At 45.6% G+C, this 24,401-nt stretch carries 17 protein-coding genes; 8 read left to right on the top strand and 9 right to left on the bottom strand.

Going from position 1 to position 24,401, the window contains the following annotated elements; genetic code table 11:
* Positions 1 to 59: 59 nt before the first annotated feature.
* Both ACFPXP_RS14525 and ACFPXP_RS14520 read right to left on the bottom strand, forming a co-directional pair.
* Entirely contained in the window at positions 60 to 992 is a 933-nt protein-coding gene (locus ACFPXP_RS14525) for an ABC transporter permease (RefSeq protein ID WP_379895031.1), read from the bottom strand.
* The gene (locus ACFPXP_RS14520) at positions 985 to 1,908 is read right to left on the bottom strand and encodes an ABC transporter ATP-binding protein (RefSeq protein WP_379895030.1); all 924 of its coding nucleotides are present in this window, start codon (positions 1,906 to 1,908) and stop codon (positions 985 to 987) included. The genes ACFPXP_RS14525 and ACFPXP_RS14520 overlap by 8 nt, the downstream gene beginning before the upstream one ends.
* 181 nt (positions 1,909 to 2,089) lie before the next feature.
* Between ACFPXP_RS14520 and ACFPXP_RS14515 the strand changes: the two genes are divergently transcribed.
* Together ACFPXP_RS14515 and ACFPXP_RS14510 are read left to right on the top strand one after the other, a co-directional pair.
* Positions 2,090 to 3,271, top strand: coding sequence for a sensor histidine kinase (locus ACFPXP_RS14515; protein WP_379895029.1), 1,182 nt, complete (start codon positions 2,090 to 2,092; stop codon positions 3,269 to 3,271).
* Positions 3,272 to 3,330: 59 nt separating this feature from the next.
* On the top strand, positions 3,331 to 4,020 hold the full coding sequence (locus tag ACFPXP_RS14510; RefSeq protein ID WP_379895028.1) for a response regulator: 690 nt from the start codon (positions 3,331 to 3,333) through the stop codon (positions 4,018 to 4,020).
* A 73-nt stretch (positions 4,021 to 4,093) separates the two neighbouring features.
* Here the strand turns inward: ACFPXP_RS14510 and ACFPXP_RS14505 are convergent, their stop codons facing one another.
* Together ACFPXP_RS14505 and ACFPXP_RS14500 are read right to left on the bottom strand one after the other, a co-directional pair.
* The gene (locus tag ACFPXP_RS14505) at positions 4,094 to 4,183 is read right to left on the bottom strand and encodes a YjcZ family sporulation protein (protein WP_379895026.1); all 90 of its coding nucleotides are present in this window, start codon (positions 4,181 to 4,183) and stop codon (positions 4,094 to 4,096) included.
* Between the two features lie 82 nt (positions 4,184 to 4,265).
* Positions 4,266 to 5,087 (bottom strand): glycosyltransferase family 2 protein, encoded by an 822-nt coding sequence (locus ACFPXP_RS14500; RefSeq protein WP_379895025.1) that lies wholly within the window; start codon positions 5,085 to 5,087, stop codon positions 4,266 to 4,268.
* A gap of 187 nt (positions 5,088 to 5,274) precedes the next feature.
* Between ACFPXP_RS14500 and ACFPXP_RS14495 the strand changes: the two genes are divergently transcribed.
* Entirely contained in the window at positions 5,275 to 5,865 is a 591-nt protein-coding gene (locus ACFPXP_RS14495; protein ID WP_379895024.1) for a TVP38/TMEM64 family protein, read from the top strand.
* 76 nt (positions 5,866 to 5,941) lie between these two features.
* On the opposite strand, the gene ACFPXP_RS14490 is transcribed toward ACFPXP_RS14495, so the two are convergent.
* Positions 5,942 to 10,984, bottom strand: a complete 5,043-nt coding sequence (locus ACFPXP_RS14490) for an S-layer homology domain-containing protein (protein ID WP_379895023.1) — start codon at positions 10,982 to 10,984, stop codon at positions 5,942 to 5,944.
* A 326-nt stretch (positions 10,985 to 11,310) separates the two neighbouring features.
* Positions 11,311 to 13,332, bottom strand: a complete 2,022-nt coding sequence (locus tag ACFPXP_RS14485) for a bifunctional diguanylate cyclase/phosphodiesterase (protein ID WP_379895022.1) — start codon at positions 13,330 to 13,332, stop codon at positions 11,311 to 11,313.
* Between the two features lie 311 nt (positions 13,333 to 13,643).
* Between ACFPXP_RS14485 and ACFPXP_RS14480 the strand changes: the two genes are divergently transcribed.
* Positions 13,644 to 16,739 (top strand): ATP-binding protein, encoded by a 3,096-nt coding sequence (locus ACFPXP_RS14480; protein ID WP_379895021.1) that lies wholly within the window; start codon positions 13,644 to 13,646, stop codon positions 16,737 to 16,739.
* A gap of 19 nt (positions 16,740 to 16,758) precedes the next feature.
* On the opposite strand, the gene ACFPXP_RS14475 is transcribed toward ACFPXP_RS14480, so the two are convergent.
* Positions 16,759 to 17,886: a response regulator gene (locus tag ACFPXP_RS14475; protein ID WP_379895020.1), complete on the bottom strand. Its 1,128-nt coding sequence runs from the start codon at positions 17,884 to 17,886 to the stop codon at positions 16,759 to 16,761.
* Between the two features lie 256 nt (positions 17,887 to 18,142).
* On the opposite strand from ACFPXP_RS14475, the gene ACFPXP_RS14470 reads away from it, so the two are divergent.
* Together ACFPXP_RS14470 and ACFPXP_RS14465 are read left to right on the top strand one after the other, a co-directional pair.
* Positions 18,143 to 19,141 carry a peptidoglycan DD-metalloendopeptidase family protein gene (locus tag ACFPXP_RS14470; protein ID WP_379895019.1) on the top strand — a complete coding sequence of 333 codons (999 nt, stop codon included), beginning with the start codon at positions 18,143 to 18,145 and terminating at the stop codon, positions 19,139 to 19,141.
* A 36-nt stretch (positions 19,142 to 19,177) separates the two neighbouring features.
* Positions 19,178 to 19,624, top strand: coding sequence for a bactofilin family protein (locus ACFPXP_RS14465; RefSeq protein WP_379895018.1), 447 nt, complete (start codon positions 19,178 to 19,180; stop codon positions 19,622 to 19,624).
* 101 nt (positions 19,625 to 19,725) lie between these two features.
* Here ACFPXP_RS14465 and ACFPXP_RS14460 read toward each other — a convergent pair whose 3' ends face one another.
* Together ACFPXP_RS14460 and ACFPXP_RS14455 are read right to left on the bottom strand one after the other, a co-directional pair.
* Positions 19,726 to 20,355, bottom strand: a complete 630-nt coding sequence (locus tag ACFPXP_RS14460; RefSeq protein WP_379895017.1) for an SGNH/GDSL hydrolase family protein — start codon at positions 20,353 to 20,355, stop codon at positions 19,726 to 19,728.
* A gap of 208 nt (positions 20,356 to 20,563) precedes the next feature.
* Positions 20,564 to 22,060, bottom strand: a complete 1,497-nt coding sequence (locus ACFPXP_RS14455; RefSeq protein ID WP_379895016.1) for an FGGY-family carbohydrate kinase — start codon at positions 22,058 to 22,060, stop codon at positions 20,564 to 20,566.
* 401 nt (positions 22,061 to 22,461) lie between these two features.
* Between ACFPXP_RS14455 and ACFPXP_RS14450 the strand changes: the two genes are divergently transcribed.
* Both ACFPXP_RS14450 and ACFPXP_RS14445 read left to right on the top strand, forming a co-directional pair.
* A complete protein-coding gene (locus tag ACFPXP_RS14450; RefSeq protein WP_379895015.1) occupies positions 22,462 to 22,710 on the top strand; it encodes a hypothetical protein in 249 nt (82 codons plus the stop codon).
* 241 nt (positions 22,711 to 22,951) lie between these two features.
* Positions 22,952 to 24,121 carry an HD-GYP domain-containing protein gene (locus ACFPXP_RS14445; RefSeq protein WP_379895014.1) on the top strand — a complete coding sequence of 390 codons (1,170 nt, stop codon included), beginning with the start codon at positions 22,952 to 22,954 and terminating at the stop codon, positions 24,119 to 24,121.
* Positions 24,122 to 24,401 lie beyond the last annotated feature (280 nt).

Below are 24,401 nucleotides of genomic sequence, written 5' to 3'. Positions count from 1 at the left end.
CATCTCCGCTGCTGCCGGCTGAGTATGCCCGATTTTTTTATTCATATCTTTTCGAAGGTTTATGCCGCTACATCCCGCTTTTTGAAGACATACCATGATATGGCGTTGAAGAGAATGAAATATCCAAGCAGCACGAGCAGAGAGAATCCTAACGTCATGCCTTCTACTAACGGCTCGCCGTACAAATATTGCGTCAAGTCCATATTGCTGAACAGGAAAAACTTGCTCCACTCGTAACGTGACAGGAATACCGCAATACTCGTGCCGGCGAAATAAATAAACATGGAAATACCGATCGCCAAAGAACTGCTGCGGAATACCGATGAGATAAGGAACGACAAGGTGACAATCATGACCAGTGAACCGAGCGAATAGGCGTAATATTTTAAGACGTAGGCAATGACGCTGCCTTCTTCAATCGTGCCGCTCGTGTTCATCGTCACAATGTTTGTATCCGCCCCGCCAAATCCGTACAAGAAGCCGTTCACGATGAAGGAAATGACAAACAAGAACACCAGCATCATCAACGCGAAAAGGAAAGAACTGAAAAACTTCGATAATAGTATTTTCGTGCGGTTCACAGGCCGAATAAGCAGCAGCTTAATGGTTCCCCACGTAAATTCGGCTGCTACAGCGTCTGCTGCGATAATGACCGTAAAAATCGTAATTAGACTGATTAATGCGGACATATTGCGGACGCCGCCCCACAGCGTATCGTCGATCGGCGCAATGCCATGCTCAAGTTGGTATTTCGCAATCTCGACTTCCTCTTGAATTTCCTGTTTAACCGAATCAGGCATCGCTTCCTCGAGCGCCCTTTCATTCGCTGTTATATCATTTTGCAGTGACGTTCTCCAGTCCGTATCGTTATTTGATACATTGTAGAATATCACAGAAACCAAAATCGTTAAGGCCGCCAATATCGCGTACATAATCCATGTCCGTGGCCTGCGGTAAATTTTCATGTTTTCATTTTGAACCAGATTAAGCAATTTGATCACTTCCCGTGATTTCTAAGAATTGGTCTTCCAGCGATTTCGTCGCCACCCGGATACCATATACCTTAAAGCCGTTCTCTACAGCCCATCGATTCAAATCCGGAATTTGTTCCTTCTCCAAGCTGAGCTCCACTTGCGTATCAGAAACCTGTGTTCCCTTCCACTTATCCGTCTGCGCAAGCTTCTCAACGAATGAAGCGGCTTGATCGATTTCGAAAATGACCTGCAGCTCCTTGTTCTCGGTGCTCTCGCCGCGAATTTGACGCACATCAATCAGCTTGCCTTGTTGAATAATGGCGACCCGATCGCACATCAGCTCCATCTCAGATAATAAGTGGCTTGAAACGCAGACGGAAATTCCCTCGCTCTTGGCTAACCCGCGAAGATAATCCCGGAGTTCGCGAATCCCTGCCGGATCGAGACCGTTCGTCGGCTCGTCCAATATGAGAAGCGAAGGCTTATGAAGCAGCGCTTGCGCGACACCGAGTCTTTGCCTCATTCCGAGAGAATAGGTTTTGACCTTTTCGTGAATCCGTTTTTTCAGACCGACGAGCTCCACAACTTCTTCGATCCGATGCTTCGTAATCCCAGGAATCATTCTAGCGTAGTGGATCAGATTTTGATATCCTGTCAAAAATTTATACATTTCAGGATTTTCGACGATGGCACCCACATGTCTGATTGCCTTCTCAAATTCAGTACGAATGCTGTGTCCGTGAATGAGGACTTCCCCTTCGGTAATGGACATCAACCCGACCATCATACGAATCGTTGTCGTTTTCCCTGCCCCGTTGGGACCGAGAAATCCAAATACTTCCCCCTTCGGAATGTCAAAGGTGAGGTGATCCACGATCGTTTTGCTGCCAATCCGTTTCGTCACGTTTTTCAATTGAACAATAGGTTCGCTCATACAACGTTCTCCTTTCCGAGTAACCATTCATAAATATATCCGACTAGGAAGATATATCCTAGTGCAAAAAGTCATATCTAAGTCATATTTTCACAATGTGACTCATTTCATCATGACTTTAAGCAAAAAGTCTTATAAACTATGCTTATGTAAAATTTATTTTGAAAGCATAGGTGCAGATATGGTAGAACGCAGAAAATGGTACTGGCTCGATTGGGGCCTGTTTTGTATTCATACGATCTGGCATTTGCTCGGCGTATATTTCTTGATCATTACACCGGAATCCATCGGTTATGTGCCTCAGCTTCCTTTTTCTCTCATGCTCTTTGCTTCATATTTTGTGCCTCTCTTTTTTTGGAGACAGGGTTACGTCCATCGGGCTTTATTTCCACTAGCTGTTTTGCTGACGACCGGATTTTTTCATATTTATATGCTATTTGAAATGCGGGAAGAGGTTGGCCTAATCGTCCTTCCTACTCTCATTGTAGGCTATATTGCGCATCGTAAAACATTATGGTGGGTTCTTCCAATATATCTTATTGGTTTTCCAATGCTGGATTCCATTGTCATTACGGATGGAGATTTCTGGATCAATCCCGCCAGTTTCGTCAATACACTGCTTATCTTTGGCATTGGATTTTCGTTCGCCCGGATTACAGAGTCCAATTATAAAATGAAAAGCATATTAGAGGAAAATAAAGAACAATTCCAATTCATCAACTACCAAAATGAAGTGCTTCAGCAATATATTAAGGAAGTGGAAGCGCTCAGCAAACTGGAGGAAAGAAACCGTCTAGCCCGGGAGCTACATGATACCGTCGGCCATACGTTCACATCCGTCATCATGGGGATGGATGCGATTTATTATTTAATCGACAGCCATCCGGAGCAGGCCAAACAAAAGCTGGAGGTGCTTCGCAACGTCACCAGAGTCGGACTCGAAGAAGTGCGCCAAAACATTCATCAAATCGCGCCTGAGGAAGAAGATATACGCATTATCGAATACCTGCACCGATTGGTAAGTGAATTTGCCGCCCATACCAATTCGGTTGTAAATCTTCATATCAAAGGTGAATGCTGCGAGCTTCCTAGACAAATAAAAATCAATGCGATTCGCTGTATCCAAGAATCGTTAACGAATGCGATCAAGCACGGCTTGGCCACGCGAATCGAAGTGTCTTTATGCTTTGAGCCGACCAAACTAATCGTCATTATTGAGGATAATGGCCAAGGAACGGATCAACTCGTATTCGGCTTCGGTCTGAAGGCGATGAAGGAAAGACTAGAGGCCTTGAACGGCACCCTGCATGTAAGCTCCAAGGGCCAGCAAGGAACGATCGTCTCCTGCATTTTTCCTATATAAAACGTCTCATCCGGCTTCACGAACCGAAGAGCAAACCTACCCGAGAGGAATGAATGAAAATGGAACCGATAAAGCTGCTCCTGGTCGATGATCAGGACCTCATACGCGAGAGCTTATATATTGTACTGGACATGGATCCGGATATTCAGGTCATTGGGATGGCGGAGAACGGGAAAAAAGCAGTGGAATGCTGTGAGGCACAGCAGCCCGATGTCGTATTAATGGATATTCATATGCCGGTCATGGACGGTGTGGATGCAACAAAAGAAATCAAATCGAGATGGCCGGATACGAAGGTCATTATTTTGACGACATTCCAAGAGGTCGATTTCGTCGTTGGCGCGATTAGCGCCGGAGCGGAAGGATACTTGCTGAAAGCGATTCATCCGAAGGATTTAGCGGCCGGTGTCAAATGGGTCCACCAAGGCAATACACTCATTCCGCAGGACATCGCGAAAATTCTGGTGAATGAACTGAGAGGAAATCCAGATGACGCGAAAGATACTTCCTTCTCGGTCTCCAAAGTGAATCGTTCCGGCAGCTCTGCATCGTCCCATTATGGCTTGAGCGAACGGGAGTTTCAAGTGCTTCATGGCATTGCTGACGGACTCAACAATAAAGAAATTGCGGAGAAGTTGTTTTTATCCGAGGGAACCGTGAAAAACTATATCTCCAACATTTATTCCAAAATGGATGTGCGTGATCGCATACAAGCAGCGAAAAAAGCCCAAAATGAAGGAATACTCTAACGAATATAATGCTCTCGTGATAACAGCCTCCATCTGATCCACAGAGGAGGCTGAACTGCAGGAAAGCTGCTTTTTACACAATAAGGCCCGCACTAAGAATAATGACAAGCAAGATGTACAAAACCAATACAATGGCGAATCCCGATCCGTATCCTGCCGACATCGATTTCACCCCCTGTATGAAAGCTAATTCATTTTATGCCGGAGGAAAAATCGATGATTGGTCCATCGTCTTGCAGAGAATGTTATTTTCGGGTATTCCAACGTGAAAGCAGTCGCTGACCATCCCAGATTTGCTGCGAAGGTACCTCCTTCTCTTGAAGTTCCGGATTGTCCAGCATGGTATAGAAATTTTCCATGCCCAGTGTACCGAGCTGGTGCTTTTCGCAGAGATACTCTAAAAACTTATTGCGGGCAGGCGTGAACGTGGCCGATAAATTCTGTCCGCTATCCGCGTTGAATGCATACAAAGTAGAAGCTACCGGAATTCGTTTGACCCGGCATGCACTCGTCACTCTAAGGAAAAAATCCCAGTCCCAATAATTCCCGACTTGTTCATCGAACGGACCAATCGTGTCATGAACTTCACGACGGTATAATGTGCCCGAAGGAATCATAATTAAATATTTTCGAAGCAAGGCCGGATCCTGCTCGTAGGCAAACAATCGTCTCTTCGTCGGCACTCTGCCTGACTCATCCTGTACATAAGAGAATATTTCCGCATCGCTGTAAAGAACGTCTCCTTCTTGTGCTGCAGCGAGCATGCGTTCCATATGACCAGGCAAGATCAAGTCGTCATCATCCAGCAGCAAAATATATTCGCCTTGGACATGGTTTAAAGCCTCATTTCTTGCTTTCACATGCCCTCCGTTGGACTTCATGTTCAAAAGCTGGATGTTCAGTTCCGGATAACTTTCCAGCACCGAATTTACGGGATCGCCTGCATCGTTCACCACAATCACTTCAAAATCGGAAAACGTCTGACGCGACAGCGATTCCAGCCCTTCTGCCAGTACAGGCAGACGGTTGTAAGTCGGCATAATGACGGAAATAAGCGGTTTACTCATTCAATCCCTCCAACTCCCATATTTCATCCGTTTCTTCAGCTGATGCTTCTAAAATATACCACCCTCCCCTCATACTTGTCTAACGGATGATCGTAAAAGCTTAACATCGAATTAAAACGTCACGATTCGATTTTTTATGAGGATCTGTGATAAAATAAGAATTACTGATTTGTAAAGGTGGTACATCGTGAGCTTAGTGGATCAACTCAAACAGATCGATATGCAGGACGTGGAACAGCTGCTGGATCAATATGAAGCACTTGGACCGCTGCCTGGTATCGGAGCCGCACTGCTAGAATCTTTTTTTCCAGTTCTTCCCTTAATTGCAATCATTGTCGCTAACGTCAATGCTTACGGTGCGATTGAAGGATTCCTTCTATCATGGGCCGGTGTCGTCATCGGAGCCATGTGCGTGTTCTATATCAGCCGAAAATTCGGAAAAAGGTTTCGCTCGATGCTGGAACGAAAATTTACGAAGAGCCAAGGATTGTTCCGTTGGATTGAACAAAAAGGATTTACGCCGATATTCCTGTTGTCCTGCTTCCCTTTTACACCGTCATCATTGATTAATATTTTTTCCGGTATGTCCAACATTTCGACCAAGGCTTTCTTCATCGCGATCCTGCTCGGCAAAGGGATCATGATTCTGATGGTCACATTTGTCGGATATGATATTGCTGCACTGATCCGCAAACCGTTAAAGCTCATCATCGGATTGATCGTATTATTTATCCTTTGGTTGATCGGTAGAAAAATGGAGAGCCGCATTCAAAATTAAAAGGATCACATATAAATCATAAAAATACCCGGCCCGCGAATGGCTCATCGCGGCCGGGTATTTTTCATGAATTGATTTATCTCACATCATCTTCAATGTTGTTCAGCCATGTCTCACTGCCGTCGCTATTGCGTACAGCCTCGTGAGAAATCGTTGCTTCCTGAATGTCTCCAAACGCCCAGTGGTCTTCAGACACATCCGGGAATAAAGGCTCCAATCCTTGGAGAGGTCCTCTAAACAGCATTCGATTAATGAGCGTGACGGCTTCGGATCTTAGAATGTGTTCGTTCGGTTTAAACGTACCATCCGCATAGCCTGCCAAAAATTTTCCTCGATACAATGCTTCAATCGCATCTCCCGCCCAATGCCCTTCGGTGTCGATAAAGTGCGGCTCGCTGGATTTACTGGTGTTCAGCTCAAGGAAACGTGCCATGACCGCTGCCAATTCCCCTCTTGTAATGGCTTCATTCGAACGGAAAGTACCATCTTCAAACCCGCTGAAGTAGCCATGCTTGGTCACAATTTTAATATAGTTCGCAGCCCAGTAGCTTTCGGATACATCGGAATATGCCAGCTCGTCTTCCAATTCGGAATTTTCCGTCAAACGAGCAATGATCGCCGCCAATTCAGCCCGGATCAAATGATTATTCGGCTTGAACTCTCCATCGGGATATCCGATAATGTAGCGCTGATGCTGCAGATGATCAAAGCGTATAGAGAACACTTGCACCTTCACGCCGGATTTCGCCTGCAGCGTGCCGTTGGCATGTGAATCTGAAATAAATTCACCGCGCACGTCGAATCCTGCCTCTTTCGCATCCAATGACGGCCACTTTACGATGAGATCGTAAAAGCCAGATTCTCCGGCAGCCACATCAGCGACTTGCCAAGTGACGGTTTGACCGTCTACCACTCCTTCTCCGGCATCCACCACTTGCACCCCTTCAGGAAGGGTTATAACAATGTGACCCGTTCGCAGGTTCACATACGTATCGTTTTTGTAATCAATCCGGATACTTGATTGCTCGCCTTCCTGAACGATGTTCTTATCGATCGAAAGGTTCAAGGCAAGCTCTGAAAGCGAAGGAGGCGTTACGGCAGTCCGAACCGGCGACAGCTCAAGATCGTGCCTTACAATATCCCATTCCACGTGAAGCGTCGGGCTTGTATAGGTTTGATATCCGCTTTTCGTTACGACCAAATAATAATCGGTTTCCGGATAAACCATATAAGCGTAAAAACCATGCTCATCACTGAATTGCTGCGGGCTCGCATTATGATTCGGCGCAAATCCCACTAACTCAGGAAGTGAAACTTCCGTATTCGGTACGATCCCCTTGCCTTCGTTCCTATCCGTACCCGCGTAATACAAAGTCACTTGTGCATCTTCAATAGGTTCCCCTGTGACAGCATCTGTAATGGTACCATACGGATCTACTAGCTCTTGAGTAATATTCATTTCACCGTTCGACTTCACGTTTACGGTATTGCGGTTGATGGTCAGTTCTTTACCCGGTTCAAATTCATAACGGATTTCCAGTTCATACGTTCCGACAGTCAGTCCATCCGCATGGAATACCCCTTTGTCCTGTACATTGAAAGCTTTGGGCTTCCCATCCTCAACGAGATAGTTGCCTGCCGAATCTTTCAAATAAACACGCGTTTTGCTCAGTATGTCATTGCTGAACAGACTGGATTGGCCGTCTGGCTTTTTAAACAACACTAAACCCGTAACTGTCTCTTCCGAATCGACAACTTCATTACCGGTGCCGGCCACATCGCCGACCTCTGCTTTCTGCTTGTAAGTGATCGGTGTTTGCACACCTCCGATGAGAACATTTTGTGTCACCTCTAGGTCATACGTTGCGTCTCCTTTAGGCACGGGCAGCGAATACGCACCGTTCTCGTCGGTCACAACCGTCTCGTCAAAATCATTTTCATCGATCACTCTATTGCCATCCAAATCCAGAGTCACTCGGACCGTCGCGCCCGAAACAGGCACGTTGGTATCCCCCTTCGTAATGATCCCCTGAATCGTCGCTGGCTGGAATGTTAAGGTAATCTCATCCTCACCGTACAAGCCTTTCGCAGCATCGTCGACCGTCACCGTAACGTCAATCGTTTGATGATTCGTGCCTGTGATCGTAGGTGCTTTGTAAGTTACCACTGCTTTGCCTTCCGAATCTGTGACAACCTTGCTTGGTCCGACAAATTCCCCTTGTCCAGACGGAGCTGTAAATACGACTTCCACACCTTCCACCGGATTACCTTTTCCATCCTTGACATACGCGGTCAATTGCGTCGTCGCCTTGCCATCGCCTGGAATTTTGTCAGGGTTAGCTGATACGGACAGAGACGTACCTACCACAGTGAAATGATTATCTTCAAGCTTGGTTTCCTGCCCATGTGAAGCTTTAAAACGGACCGTATAATCGTCTGCTTGCGTCGTGAGCGGCAGTATGTAGTCTGTTTTTGCCCACAGCTTATACCCTCTAGCCGAGGCCAGATCGGCATCCACTTCCATGAGCGGCACAGGGATACCATTGACTTCTGCAATCAGATCTTGAGCTTGAAGGGAACTAACCGCGGAAAGCTTTAGTACTTTACCGGGGATTCCTGTTACCGCGATATTATCACCTTGCTGCTGCTCTCCGACCCACCCGTCAAGCGCGCGATGCAATATGATCTGTACCTGTGCAGGCTCACTGACTTGCTCATATACATGGTCTGTCACTGTGAACAAGAATGAATCTGTTCCACCTAGAAAATCCGAATTAGGCGAATAAATCCATTCGCTTCCACCAGGTACAAGTGGTTTCAGGGTTCCGTTAGCAGGTTGTCCGATGATGTTATACTGTAAATCCATATCTTCTGCATCTTCACCGATGAGAATGATTGAAATGGACGGTGTTCCCTCTTCCATCTCGATCGATTGCGGTGAAGCAGTCGGTCTTCCGTCATACGTGATTGTAATTTTTGCTGTGTTCTCTGACTCTTGTTTGCCATCGAATGCCTTCCAGCCAATGACGATCGGTGTGAGAACGTCTAGATTGGGTTCCGGCGTGAAGATCAGACTGCGCAGTTCATCCGCATCCAGCGAGCCGGTAATAGGTCGATAGGTTGCGTCTGTAACCGTATTGTATTGTAACGTCCCTGGCAGCCCGCCTAGATTATGAATCCGAATTTCATCCAGCGCATCGCCATCAGGATCCTCAATCTGGAACGCGCTTGCCGGAATCACAACAGGCTTTCCATCCAAGCCCGGCTTGGCGATATTCAGTGCCACGGGCGGTGTATTGATATGAATCGTTGCCGACCCAGGCTGCTTGGCAGACTGCAATCCGTCCGAGACGTTCCAAGTGAATGTAACCGGTCCGGTTTGTTCTTCATCAGCTGGAACATAGGTCAACGTTGCTAGTTCTGTCAAAGACAATATAGCTCCATCCGCTGCAGCTTTTACCTCGCCGCTTCCATCTTCCTTATACTCCAAATATCCTGTAGCTGGTACCTGTGTCAAGACCACTTCTGCCAAAGAATTCGATTCCGGATCGGTATAAGCATTCAATAGCTGGTCCCCGACCGATACTGCGGCCACCCCTTTATTAGCCGAAACTTGAACATCTCGCAATGTCGGAGCCAGATTCGGTTGAATCGTGACAGTTGCATCGAACTGAGCATATTGCCCTTTCACAGGATCATAACCGTTCCACTTGAACGAAACCGGCTCTTTCAAGCCTGTGTCTGGATCTGGAATAAACTGCAGCGAACGAATATCATCAGCTGAGATTTCCATCCCTGCCTCTACCTCTACTGGTCCACCGTCTGAAGCCAACATTAGATTCCCCGAAGCCGGCAATGTTACAATCTTTACTTTTTGTAATGTATTGTCCGTCGCTCCGTTGATCTTCGAAAAATGATTTTCGAAATCAGTCAGGTTGAAGTCCGTTGGCTCGTATTGCTTACCGGTTAATTCGATATTTGAGACCTTTGGATCGGAGCTGGAAAGCGTGTAAACATGCTGGACTCCTAACGGATCAATTTCGATAGCTATGTCCCCTACGTCCGTGGGACTTTCCTTCGTGGCTTCACCATTTTCATACAGAATAATGTTCAGTACATATTCTTTATTTGGGTCCATCGACACATTATTCCCTTTTATATCCTTAAATACAATTTGATTTAGCTTTATGGTTTCGCCTGCTGTTTTATTATTCAGCTCCTGCTGATAAATGGCTATACTGGTATCTACATCTTCAGGATCAAGCGGATCCGCTTTCTCAATCAAGCTGATTTCCACAGCGAAGTCTCCGCTTGTTTTAGCTAAAATATCCGCGGATACTGCAGCTGCGCCTTCCACTTCGGTCAGATCTGCACCTTGAATTTCCCCCGATACTCTTGATCCACCGTCAATGACAAGCTGTGCCCAGTCCAGGGTCATCTGCCAGTTCGTGTTTAACACCCCACCGTCATTCGTATATGGAATGTTAGGATTTTGATGAATGGTTACTCCCGCATAATACTCTCCTATTTCAATGGTTGAAATATCGAGCGGCAGCACGGTTGTATTCCATTTATTATTCTGTCCGGATAATGTACCAATGAGTGCATCCTCATTCATTTCTAACAAATATCCAGAACCATCACTACCTATACTTGACTCTTGTTTAGCTTCAGTAACGTATTCATTCGGCCAAACCGTATATGGTCCACCGAGCTGAATGTCTTCTGGATTGGAAGAAAAGTATACTCTATCCCATTCACCCGTTAATTCGTCCACGTCATAACCGCGAATCAGCAAATATGCGTTCGTGACCGGCTTTCGAGTGACATCGAATTTGAATTCTACCGGAAATCTACTGTAATTATCTGGAGTATCCCCATCCTGATTTTTAAGACCGATATCGAGATCGCCATCTGCAACTGTCGCATTCGGTCCGCCCCAATTATCACAATCTACAAAGTAGGTTGCTCCAGATTCAGAAACTCCTCCTCCGTTACCACAACCGTCATAAGAATCTTGAACAGCTGCGACCTGAGCAAATGAACTCATAAAAAGTACAAGTGCCATAAAAGAGGCCCATAAACGTTTATTCCATGCATGCATTAACCTAAAACTCAAATCTATCTACTCCTTCTTTTCATTTCCCGCATTTCTTCACCTGCTATGAATCACAACAAGGCTCTTCTCTTCACCCACATGTTCATGGGGTAGAACCAGCTCTTTGCTCTCCCCTCCATTCGCTTATGAATATCGTCCTATTATCTTGAATGTGATCCAATAAAAATGTCCCAAAATGCTGCTTTACTAACAGGTTAAACGAATCATCTCTACACTTTCTCAACAAAATAACAATCCATTCGACATCGTTGTCGGATACAGCCAGTTGCAAACATAAAAAAACAGTCCCGATATGCAAATCGAGAACTGTTTTCGATGGGATGATGTCATATATTTGAATCTGACGAACTGGCAGCGCTTTGCTTTTGGTTCACCCATGTCATAATGATATCTTGTTTCATCGGCTTGCCGTAATAATATCCCTGCATCACAAAACATCCTAGCTGAGTTAAAAATGCGATGTGCTCCTCATGCTCTACTCCCTCTGCGATCACATCCAGGTGAAGCTGTTCCGCCATTAAAACGATCGCATGAATTATCGCACGTTTGCTCGGACTATCCAAATCATAAGTAAATAAACGATCCAGTTTCAGCGTATCGATAGGCAGCCTATCTAGTAAACCAATCGAGGAATAACCGGTACCGAAATCATCCATCGAGACTTTGATCCCCATTTCACGCAAGCATTGGAGCTGTCTAACGATATCTTGAATATCATAGATCACCATGGATTCCGTAATTTCAAGCTCCAATAAGCAAGGCTCCAATCCTACCTTTTCGAGTGCATCTTGAACCCAATCGATGAGATGATCGGTCTGAAACAGCCGGGTCGATAAATTGACGGATACAGACTGAGCAATGCCGGCCGTATTCCATACCTTACACTGACGGCAGGCCTCCTCTAATGTCCACCTCGTCAAAGGAATGATAAAGCCGGTCTCTTCCGCAATCGGAATGAATTCGTTCGGAGATACGATACCCATCCGAGGATGCTTCCAACGCAGCAGCGCTTCAAATCCCCATAGACTATTTGTTTTCACATTCCACTTTGGCTGATATTCTATAAAAAATTGTTGATCCTCGAGTGCTCGCTGCAGGTCTTTTTCCAGTTCCAGCTTGCGAACCTCATGAAACCCCATCTCCTCTTTATACACGCAATATTGGTTCTTTCCTAAACTTTTCGCCTTATACCTTGCCGTATCCGCCGTTTTTAACAAGATGGATCGGTCATTCTCTTGAATTGTACCGAGGCTGATCCCTATGCTGCCTGTTACATAAAGCTCATTTCCTTCGATACGATATACCTTTTTAATGCTTTCCAGGATTTGCACCGCCAGCTTCTCCGCCCGATCCTGATCACAGTGCTGTATAATGATTAAAAATTCATCCCCGCCGATTCGATAGGCTTGCAGATCTTTTTGAACAAATTCTTGCAGACGAAGACCAACCTCCCGCACAAGTAAATCTCCTGTATGATGGCCCAGCGTGTCGTTGATTGCTTTAAACTGATCCAAATCTAGAAACAGTACACCCATCTTTTCGTGACCACTGTACGTATCAAAAAAACGATTCATTTCATTTCGGTTCGGCAAGCCGGTAATCGAATCCTGAAAAGCCATTTTTTCAAGAACGTGCCGGTCAAAGAACATCGCGGTCCAAGTGACGAACAGGATGAGAAAAACCGTCACAGTCACTCCATAAAGCAGAAACAAATCTACAGACGGCGACTCTGCCCCCATCTCTGTATGGCTGTGAAATTTTGCAGCTTTCATCCCCGTATAGTGCATGCCGCAAATCGCAAATCCCATCACAATGGCGGAAACCGCCTTTAACCAGCTGGCCGATGACTGTGTACGGAATCGCAAGAACATGAATAGAGCAGCGAAGGATGCCGCAAGCGCAATAATAACCGACAAAATCCAAATCGTCTTATCATATGTGAGCTTTGCCGGCATGACCATCGCTTCCATTCCAATGTAATGCATCATGACAATTCCGCTGCCCATGATGATGCCGCCGGAAACAATTTTATACCAATTAATGTTTTGCGGGGCTGTGATATAAAACGCGATAAATGAAGATATAACGCTGGCACCCATCGAAACAATGGTTAATCCCACATCATATTTCACTTCCATGTGCAGATGAAATGCAAGCATGCCGATAAAATGCATAGACCATACTCCGCTGCCCATGACTAAAGCTCCTGCAAAGACCCAGAAAAACTTTACCGTTCCTTTCGAACTCGAAATTTTTGCAGCTATCATTAATGCAGAATAAGAAGCTAAAACCGCAATTAATATTGAGAGCGCAACGAGGTACCCATTATAGCTTCCTTCTATGTTCATCTATACCATCCTTTAAGTCTCACGCTGTCATTTTTTGACGTTTTATCTTGTCCGAAACCCCTTTATTCCCTGGCATGGAATGATATCAGACGCTCAGCGTGTGGAAATAAATAACATGAATATAACGATCAAGTCCCATTCTATATTTTCTCTCTCTACATTTTCTCAACAAATTAGATAAATCTACCTATTCCACTCCAAAATGGATGCAATGTATAGAAGTTGTTGAGTTGAATGCAGTGTAATTGGAATGGAAGTTTTTGATTGATTTAAAAAATGATTCGAAATACAAAATGGGAGACAAAGGAATTATGGCAGCATTGTCGAATTTGTTTGGAATTATGCGAAAATATAACAAAACGATTTGGATGGTTGTCCTTTTTATTTTCATCATCACCGGCATCCGGCTTTCGTGGTTAAACTTCATAAAACCCATAGAACATCCGAAAGCAGAACAAGGGATTCTTGATCTAAGAGGCTGGACATTTCCCGAAAATGAAACGATTCGGTTAAACGGGGAATGGGAATTTTATCCTAGTCGGTTGTTAAGCCCTGGAGAGGATCAAGGATTTTCAATCCCAAACACGATTCAAGTTCCGGGAACATGGGAGGATGCTTTCTCGAACGAGGAGAAGGATTCTTACTATTTTGGGACATACCGATTGCGTATCCTGCTGGATGAGGAGCTTAAACAGACATACCGACTGCGCGTAAAGGATATTGTCGCGGCATCGGCTGTTTATATTAACGGTCAGTTCGCTGCGGGTACAGGTCATCCTTCAGAGCACAAGGACGGGTACCAAGCGAGGGACATTCCCTATTCTGTTGATGTCCTCCCTGGCGAGAAGAACATCGACATCCTGATTCACGTCTCTTCCCATATTAAGAAGGGAGGCATCATCGATTCTATCGAATTCGGGACCTATGAATCTGTCAATCGCTATACGCTGCTGTCGCAAAGTTTGCAAATCCTATTGTGCATCGTTCTTCTTATACATGGATTGTATGCTTTGATTTTGTATTTCTTAGGAACCTTCAATAAAGCACTGTATTATTTTGCTTTACTGATGCTTTCGGCCATCGTGAGTGTACTTGTCGTTGACGACAGACAGCTTCTCGTATGGGTCGAAATGCCGTTCGAGGTATCAACCAAAATTTCATTGCTTTCATACATATTCGTTGCATCCTTCATTCCTGCAGTTCTTTACTACCTGCTTCCCGAGTTCGGAAACCGGAAGATCATGCAATGGTTTGCCTTTTATTGCACCTTGTACAGTATACTGATTATTATTTCACCTTCCAGTTACATACGTACACCGAGCATTATGCTGCTGCTGAGCATCGTCTTGGTAAGCAGCATCATAATCTCTATAAGCCTCCTTCGAAATACGCTGAAGAAGCACAAGGACGCGATATATTTACTGCTCGGGTGCGTAAGCATTGCCGTAAATATCGCGTGGACAGCTATCGAAGGTCGGACCGCATTCGAAACGATGCATTACCCATTCGACCTGATTATCGCTGTCTTGTGTTTCGCCACTTTCTGGTTCAAACGCTTCTTTCGTATGAACGAGGAAACGAAACAGCTCGCCAACAGACTGCAGCTGGCGAATCAACGGAAGGACGAGTTTTTGGTTAATACGTCGCATGAACTGAGAAATCCGCTTCACGGTATTATGAATATTACACAAAGCGTGCTGGATGACACTGTCCAACCGATCCATGAACACCATCGCAAAAAGTTGGAGATGCAGATTGCCGTATCCAGGCGTCTGTCTCTGATGCTGAACGATTTGTTAGATGTCGCCAGGCTAAAGGAAAGCACCATACAGCTTAAGCTCCAACATATTCGGATCCAAAATGTGGCCGCGGGCGTCCGTGAGATGTTAACTTATATGTTGAACGGCAAGCACATACAGCTGCATATCAATATTCCAGATGATTTTCCTGCCGTGAAAGCGGATGAGAATCGAGTTATTCAAATATTGTTCAATCTATTTCATAATGCGATCAAATTTACAGACGAAGGGTATATTTCCCTAAGCTGTGAAATTTCACAAGGGATGGCTGCAATTCGGATTCAAGACACTGGGATCGGAATGGATGAAAATACGCTGCGCCGAATCTTTCTTCCTTATGAGCAAGGGGAATCCAATATGACCAGGGCCGGCGGTGGATTTGGCCTCGGACTAAGTATCTGCAAGGAGCTCGTTGAGCTTCACGGCGGAATGCTCCAAGCCACCTCCATGATAGGACAAGGCTCGGTATTCACCTTCACCCTGCCATTAGCAGATACAGATACAGATACAGACTCTTCGTTCGTGGAAATGGCAAGTCTCACCAATCTATCCGCTCTTGAAACGGCTGCTGCATCGACTTTCGAAGAAGCAGGCGCAATTGTCGCAGATATGGCATCGAGTAAGCCTAGAATACTTGTTGTAGATGATGATCCGATTAACTTGCAAATATTGACCGATATGATCGGCACAGCTCAATACGATATCGCTGCATCGACGAATGCAGCAGAAGCGTTAGCCTTATTAGAGAATCAACATTTTGATTTAGTCATATCCGATGTCATGATGCCAAATATCTCCGGTTATGAATTTACGAAAGCCATTCGTAAGCGATTCACCCTTTCGGAGCTGCCCGTCTTGCTCCTGACAGCAAGGAGTCGTTCCGAAGACATATATGCCGGATTCCAGGCCGGCGCGAATGATTACGTCACAAAGCCGGTCGAACCTTTGGAGCTCAGGTCCCGTGTCCGTGCCTTAACTGAGCTGCAGCTGTCGATTGAAGAGCGGCTCCGTATCGAGGCCGCATGGCTGCAAGCTCAGATGAGGCCGCATTTCTTATTTAATACGATGAATGCCATCGCCGCACTTGGAGCGATGGATATCGAAAAAATGCAAAAACTGCTCGAGGAATTCAGCAACTATTTGCGCATGAGCTTTGATTTTCATAACACCGACAAAGTGGTTCCGCTTGAAAGGGAGCTTTCCCGCGTACGTTCTTATTTATATATCGAAAAGGAGCGTTTCGTGGACTTGATTGAAGTTAGCTGGAAGGTTGACGCCGGCACTTCTGTCATGCTGCCGCCTTTAAGCATCCAAACGCTGGTCGAGAATGCAGTGAACCACGGCCTGCTACCTCGCAGGGGAGGCCGCATCGAAATCCGAATCATGGATGCGGGGGATCACGTCCATATCAGCATCAGCGATAACGGTATCGGGATGAGCGAGGAGAAGCTGAATCAATTATTTACAGCGGCAGGTATCGATAAAGGCATCGGTGTTCGCAATACGGATCGAAGACTTAGACAGCTGTACGGCAAAGGTCTGTATATCGAGAGCACCCCTAACGGAGGTACCCAGGTCGCTTTTCAAATTCCAAAAATAAAGGAATGATCCTTAGGGGATCATTCCTTTATTGCTGTTCTTTCCAACGATCGTACCATTCCGTAATGTATGTACTAGGTTGTTCAGCGATCTCCTCCAACAAGATGTTCTGGAGCAAATCGTACTGACGTTGTACCGATATGCGATTGTTCATTTCAGCAAATAATTTCATCAGCGCGAAGTGCGCCTCCTCCGCAAGCGGATATCGATTGCAGATCTCATCATACTTGCCTATCGCCTTATCCTGTTCGCCTCTAGTTACATACCATGCCGCCATCTGAAGTGATGTTCGGAGCCACAGCATCTTCAATCGATGACGTTCGCTTTCCGCCCACCAATAGTCATATTGCTTCAAATAGTCTCCCACATATAAATCCATCAATTGCTCGAGACTACCTATCGTTTCTTCTGTCATCGCCGGTGCGGATTTGATCTTTTGCTCCCATTCTTCCACATCCAGCCAAACGTTCTCCGTACTCAGCCGATACCCATCTGTCTCATTCACTATTTGAATTGCATTGGAAAAGGGCTCGATCGTTTTGCGGATATGGTAAATAGCCGTGTACATCTGCGAATAAGCCCTGCTCAATTCATATTCCGGCCACATCAGATCAATGATGGTTGACTTCCGTACAATCTGCCCGCGATGCTGCAGTAAATAAAGAAACAGCTCTTGCGCTCGTGCAGTTCTCCATCGAATCGGAGACGGTTCTTCAATTTCAAACCCGATAGATAATTGATCGAACAGTCGGATTCGAACTTGCTGTATCTGCACTAAGTTAGACTGGGGAGCTTGATTCAGACGATCCATCATTCGCTGAACCGTCTTGCGGAGCCGCTCCGCTCCTACTGGCTTTAATATGTAATCCAACGCGTTGAGTTCAAACGCCTTAATCGCATATTCGTCATATGCCGTTATAAATACAATATTGAGCATAGGTTTGATCTCAAGAAACTGCTCCGCGACTTCAATACCGTTCGCCCCAAGCAGATTAATATCGAGAAATACAACATCTACATCCTCGCGGAGGAGATGCTCTCGTGCTGAGATGGGATCTACATACTTCCCTTTCATCTCTATGCCGCCGATTTTCATCAGCTGATGTTCTAGATAATTGAGCGCAAGCCGCTCATCGTCTATCAGGATTACTCTCATCAATAAAGCTCCTCAAATGACCTTATCGTTATCTTTACCCTCATATCATTCTAAACTTAGACCCTATCAGGAACAACTAAAAATACGAAATTCGTACCTTAGTCGGAATTGTTCATGCTGATCCTTCTCTTCGTATCATTCAAACAACTCCGCTGTCTCATGCACCCAACCTAAATTTTTCATGCCTAGAAGTCTATCTTTTAACGAAAGCTCATACATTGAAAACAAAGATTCAAATACAGGCTGGGGAGATGGGATGAACAAAAAAAGATGGAAGGACCGCTTTACCTTCGTTCTGATTCCAGATGCCAATCGTTCCATCAAAAGTATCCGATTCGCAGCATATTGGATCATCATTGCGCCTCTGTTGCTCCTGATTTGTATCATCGCCTTATTCGTTTGGCAGTTATGGGTGCAGCGTCATTTTACACAAACGATTTCCGGCCTTCATCAGGATGTCTCACATCACAAGGAGGAATATGCAGAGCTTGAGCACCGCAAAGACCAGACCATAAAAATATTAGAGCAAGAGATGATAAAAATGGCTGAGCAGGCCGAAGAACTCCGAACCCAAATGCTTCAAATCGAACAATTGGAACAGGAAATTCGAAGCCATGCGGCCAGCACCAGCCGCAAAGACAATCCGGTAACCATTCAAGCACTGAAAGCACTAGAAGTGCCTCCAGCTCATGAAGAGCTGCAATCCTCTTCCTACTCCGCAAAAGATGGGAACGATTCGGACTTCTTAGCCTATATACGACAGGAACAAGAGGGATTAGCTTCGGCAGAGCAGCAAGCTGAGCAGTTAACCGGCAGGTTGATGGAGGTAAAACAGATGCTCGATGAAAAGTGGGATCGCATGGAAGCCACGCCTTCTATTTGGCCGGTACAAACAAAATTGGTCACTTCGGATTACGGGTATCGATCCGATCCGTTTACAGGGATCATCTCGTTTCATGACGGCATGGACATGGACGGAAGCTTGAACGATCCTGTTTTCGCCGCTGCCCGAGGTACAGTGGAAGAAACCGGAACCGATTCAGGGATGGGGAAATACATACGAATTCGTCACGGTTACGGTCTCCAAACCGTCTATATGCATCTAAACCGCATTTTGGTAAGTGAAGGCGAGGAAGTGGAAAAAGGCGAAAACATTGGGTTGGTCGGTTCTACAGGGCGAAGCACCGGCACGCATCTCCACTATACGGTGCTGAAGAACGGTGCCGCTGTGGATCCCTCGAGCTATTTACCTTAAATCCTGTTTGAATTTTGAAGGAAAGGAAGAGGAAATATGCTGAGTAAAAAAAACAAAGAAATGAATCCGAATCAGACGGATACGCTGATCGGGGAAGGCAGCACAGTAGAAGGAAACATTAAATCACAGGCAGGCTTGCGTATTGAAGGGAAGGTCACCGGAGACATCGAGTGTACGGGAGATGTAACGATTGGTGAAAAGGGCAGCGCTCACTCCAATATTAAAGCGCGTAATGTGATCAACGCTGGTACGATTGAAGGCTCTGTGGAATCGAAGGGAACACTTAATGTCACGAGCACGGGTAAAGTCATCGGCGACATCAACGTCAGTTCCTTAATTATTGCACAGGGAGGAATCTTTCAAGGCAGCAGCACAATGGAGCTTAAAGCATATTCTCCACAAAAGCTTGAAGAGGATTCATCGGCAAAGAAAAACGGCAAAGAAAAATCGGCTGCTTCGATGCAAAAGGCTTCGTCTGGATAAAACATTCATCCACCTGCAGCGCAGCCGATGATCAGCCGTTTCTAATCGCGGCGGGATAAGGGGCGGGCCATCTCGATCCCTTATCCTCCGTATGAGCTGCATTATATGGAAAGGCGGATAGATGCAGCAGCATGTGCCATCAACAAATACCCGTCCTCGTTCGGATGTACATAATCGGGCCCAAGCAGCGAAGCCGATCTTGCCTCGAATGCTTGCTGGGCGGGGACGACTTGCACGCTTTCTGATTGAAAGCTGTGAATAATGGAATTAAACTTTTGAATAAAAAAACGCGCGTCATCCATCTCCGGTACCGGATTATACAGCTCCAGGAGCAAAATCACATAATGGTCCGGCTTGCCTTGTTTCAAATCCTCAATGAGGCGAAGCAGCTTCTTCAGATGTTTTCGGACCGAAGCCAATGCTCGATTCAGCGGCCAGTAGCTCTCAGATGATAAAAATCTTTTCGCTCCTTGGATCAAATCGTTGCCTCCTGCTGTGATGGAGATGACGTGCGCTTGTTTCAGCACCCCCTGGATATTCGAATCCCCTTGCACATGCTCAAATATTTCTTTGGTTGTGGCTCCGCTGACTCCAAAATTATGCGTGTTCACTGTACATGACATTCTCTTCTGCAGCAGCTTGGCATACTGCGACACAAAGCTTTTTTCTGCAGGTACACCGTAGCCGGCAGTTAATGAATCTCCAATGGCAGCATATTCAATTGTCTTCATTTCATCAACCACCTTGTCAGGTTGTAAAGTTGCGCGGGAGGTCCCCATCTCTTCTTTCTAAATATATTCACAATCCCTGCAATCATGATTGGTTTACATTTCCATAAAAAAGCGCCTGACGGCGTCCTTTGTTTTTTTGAGCATAAGTTCTTTTTTCAAAAAAAGCACTGGCCTTATTCACGGCCAGTGCGAAACTGTTATATTGGTTTTACTTGTTTGATTGAAAGTAAGCCCTTAACGGCTGCTGAAGCGCTTTATATCCATTCATATACAGCGTTTGATATACCGCATGACGCTGTCCGTTCGGCTCAATCGTATTCATTTCGCCCGGCGCAAGCGCCGCGGCCGCCTCTTCTGCATCCTTATACATACCTGCGCCAATTCCTGCCGCGAGCGCAGCACCAAGCAGTGATGCTTCCGGAATCGGAGGAATATGAAGCCTGCAGTTCAAGACATCTGCTTTCACCTGCAGCCAATGCGGGTTTCGCGTTCCTCCGCCGACAACAACGAGAGAATGAATGTCTCTTCCCGTGATTTCCTCCGCCTCTTCACGGATCGCCTGCAGCTGATAAGCCGTACCTTCCAGAACCGCTTTAATCAAGTCCGGCTTGCCATGAGCCTTACCCAGCCCAATGAAGGAGGCTCTTGTGAGCGCGTCTGGATTCGGCGCTCCGCTTCCCGCTAAATAAGGATAGTATAAAATTCCCGTCGGTGCTTCTTTAACCTGCGTCAGCAGCTGCAGCAGCTTCTCATAAGTGAGCTGATCATCCGCAAGCAGTGTACGCAGCCATTCTACCGAGCCTCCAGAGGACGTATTGCCTCCCATCCAGAACATCCGATTTTTGGCGATATGTACTCCGAACGACATACCGGCTGCGTATTCCTTCGCACCCAGCGTCTTCTCTTCCAGCGTACCAACTAACGTTTCTGCGGTTCCCATTGAATCGTATACCACTTCCGGTCTGATTGCCCCTACGGACAGCGCTGCCGCTACATGATCATGACCTGCAATAGATACCGGGGTTCCCGCTGCTAAACCAAGCGAACTGGCGGCATCACCGGTATGGCCCATAATATCCCCCGCTGGATATGCCGGAGGGAACAAATTCGGATCTATATTGAAATGGCGAATCCATTCCTCATCCCAGCGCTTCTCGTCAATCCGAAACGCCAAAGTTCTGGCTGCTAAGGAATAATCGAATGCGAACGCCCCGGTAAGCTTGTAAAGCACATAACTGGATGCCGAAAGCCAGTAGGCATTCTCTAAAGACTCAGGAAATTTCTCCTTTAACCATAAAATTTTGGCCAGGCCTAATTTAAAGCTGATATGCAGTCCAGAACGGCTGAAGCGCTCAAGCAAATCCGTCTCCTTCTTAATATGCTCCGCTTGGTCCTGCGAGCATGTATCAAACCATGGCATAAAGATCGATTTCGGCTTGCCGCTGTCGCGGTCAACGAGCAGCCCCGCTTCCGCCATACTCGTAATGCCGATCGCCTTGATCTCACCAGCTTGAACTGAACCCGTCACTTCCTGAATAGCAGAAGCAATCAATCCCCAAATCTCCTCGGGATCGTAAAATGCGTAGCCCTCTTCATGCCTGTGAGTCATCGTCTCCCGGCTCGCAACCTTTATCGTCGCCCCTTGTTCGTCGAACAATCCGACCTTGCTGTGAGTTGTACCGATATCAATTCCTAATAAATACATAGGATCCATCCCCTCCTGAAGGTGTTCATCGCACCGTATCTATATGGTTTGTTCTTATTTCGTTCTAAAATACACTTTAGCAAGAATTCTAAAGATGTTCCAGCGGACGATGTATAAAAAAATTCGATCCTGCAAATGATATATATTGTCGATGCGATTAGGAAGGTGTTGGTTCCGTTGAACTTAACAGCGCAGCCTGACGTGTTTAGCCTCATCCGTTTGATGCAAGGAATTATGGTGTAAACCGTTCTGACTGCATCAATATCGTCTCATATGTTGAGCTTGTGATGAAGGAAAAAAAACACCGCATCGATAAAGAACCCTTCGGGGTTCTTTTCCTCTTTACTGCTATTCGATCATTCTCCATGCCGCTTGTTCAGCCATCCTTGGGAGGACTGCATATGTCAAATGACCAAAACAAAGAACGAATGAATCCGATATCTCACGAAATCGTTGAAGTGGACGGCGTCTACCGTAATGAGTGGGGACGCGAAGTGACGTTGAAAAGAGGTCAAGAGTTTCCTGCCGACGTACAGTTAGGCACTGCAACTTGGGAGCTCATCGGTTTAGAGCCTGCTGAAAATGTATTCGATCAGGAGTCTCCACATCGCCAGAAACCTAGACTCCATGTAGACCGCGGAGATAAATAACCGAATTTTCGACGAAAAACCAGATAAATCTACATTGTTTTATTCCCTTACAGCTAACGGTGCCCAATAAAAGGCACCGTTTATTTTTTGATCATGTCGAAAGTTCTGCTGTGATAGTGCCATAGATTCATTTTTGTATTAAAAAAAGGAATTCCAGCATTTATTTCGAAAACATTATAGTACAACTTTTGACGAAAAGAGAAATCCAAGCGACAATTAACAGCATATGAGGTGCAAACAGATGCGAAAGGGATTTCTAGATTCCGCGATTTTTCAACAAGAGCTGAAAGCTACCAAGCTTTTTCTATTCTTTTACTTTTTACTTTACTTGTTTATTGATGTCATTTTCGCACAGATTGTCGATCTGTTTGACGGTGGTCAGTGGACTTGGATTGAATCGAGTCTTCTCGTTTCCGAATGTTTGCTTCAAGTGGCTTTGCTGATTGCAGCCTATGTGCTGTTGAAAAAGGGAAAACCGAGATTAATTAAATATGTATTTTTAATCAGCTATATTGTTTTTTCAACGTTGAGCGATATGATTATATACTACCAGCTGGACGAAACGTTGAACCGAGGCGGCATCATCGAATTATTCTTTATTCTTTTCTCTCCGATCTTCGTCAACCGTCGTTTTTATTGGTTCGCCTGTTCAGCTTGTTTGGCGAAATACTTATACATGGGAATGATTTTTCAGACTACAGAGGTTTTGATTCCGCTTGGAATCATCATCGTCCTCACAGTCATTTCCTATATTCTGCTTATGCGCTTCATTACCTATGTCGACGCCATTGGAAGTTCTTACAGCAGTCAATTAGAAGCCGTTGTGAAAGGCGCTGTCGCTTCTTTAGAGCTGAAAGACCGTTATACGAAAGGTCACAGTGATCGCGTTGCTGCTTATTCCGTTATTATCGCGAAGGAACTTCAGAAATTTTCTCAGCATGAGCTTAATATTTTCTACTACTCTTGTCTGCTGCATGACGTTGGAAAGGTTCAAATTCCAGACCACATTCTTTGCAAGGAAGGTCCTCTCACGAAAGAAGAGTATGAAATCATTCAGACACACCCGGCCATCGGAGCGGATACCATGGAAAGTATTGAAGGTCTGGTTATGAATTTCGAAGTCATTAGGTACCACCATGAACGATGGGACGGACAAGGGTATCCGGAAGGATTAGTACGGGATGAAACGCCGCTTCTCGCACGCATTACTTCCATCGCCGATGCTTTCGACGCCATGACCTCCATTCGCTCTTACAGACATGCCTTGCCTCCGGAGGAAGCCTACCGAAGAATCGTAGAGCAGAGCGGCAAGCAGTTCGATCCTGCACTCGTTCATGTATTTCAAAGATGCTTTCCGAAGATTATTGAACATTATCAAACATGCAATCCTCATTTCCCAGAAACGATTTGATTGAAAGGAGGTGAAGGAGTTATGTTGGCAAGCTTACTCGGACTTTGCTGGTATTGCTGGTGGTTAGGAAAATAAGATGTGACACCTCGAAACTACATAATGAAAAGCTCCGCATGATGCGGAGCTTTTTTCATTTTATGACCAAATACCCTATACCCGAGTTCGACAGTAAATCACTCAAAATAGGTACACAAGGGATCGAAAATCCCATAAGATCAAGGTTTTTTCTCGGAATGCATAGAAAAACACCGAGAATTTCATAGGCACACGCTAACTAAGA

Source organism: Marinicrinis lubricantis (assembly GCF_042658665.1).
Classification (GTDB): Bacteria; Bacillota; Bacilli; order Paenibacillales; family KCTC-33676; genus Marinicrinis; species Marinicrinis lubricantis.
This window is presented reverse-complemented; position numbering and strand designations above follow the sequence as displayed.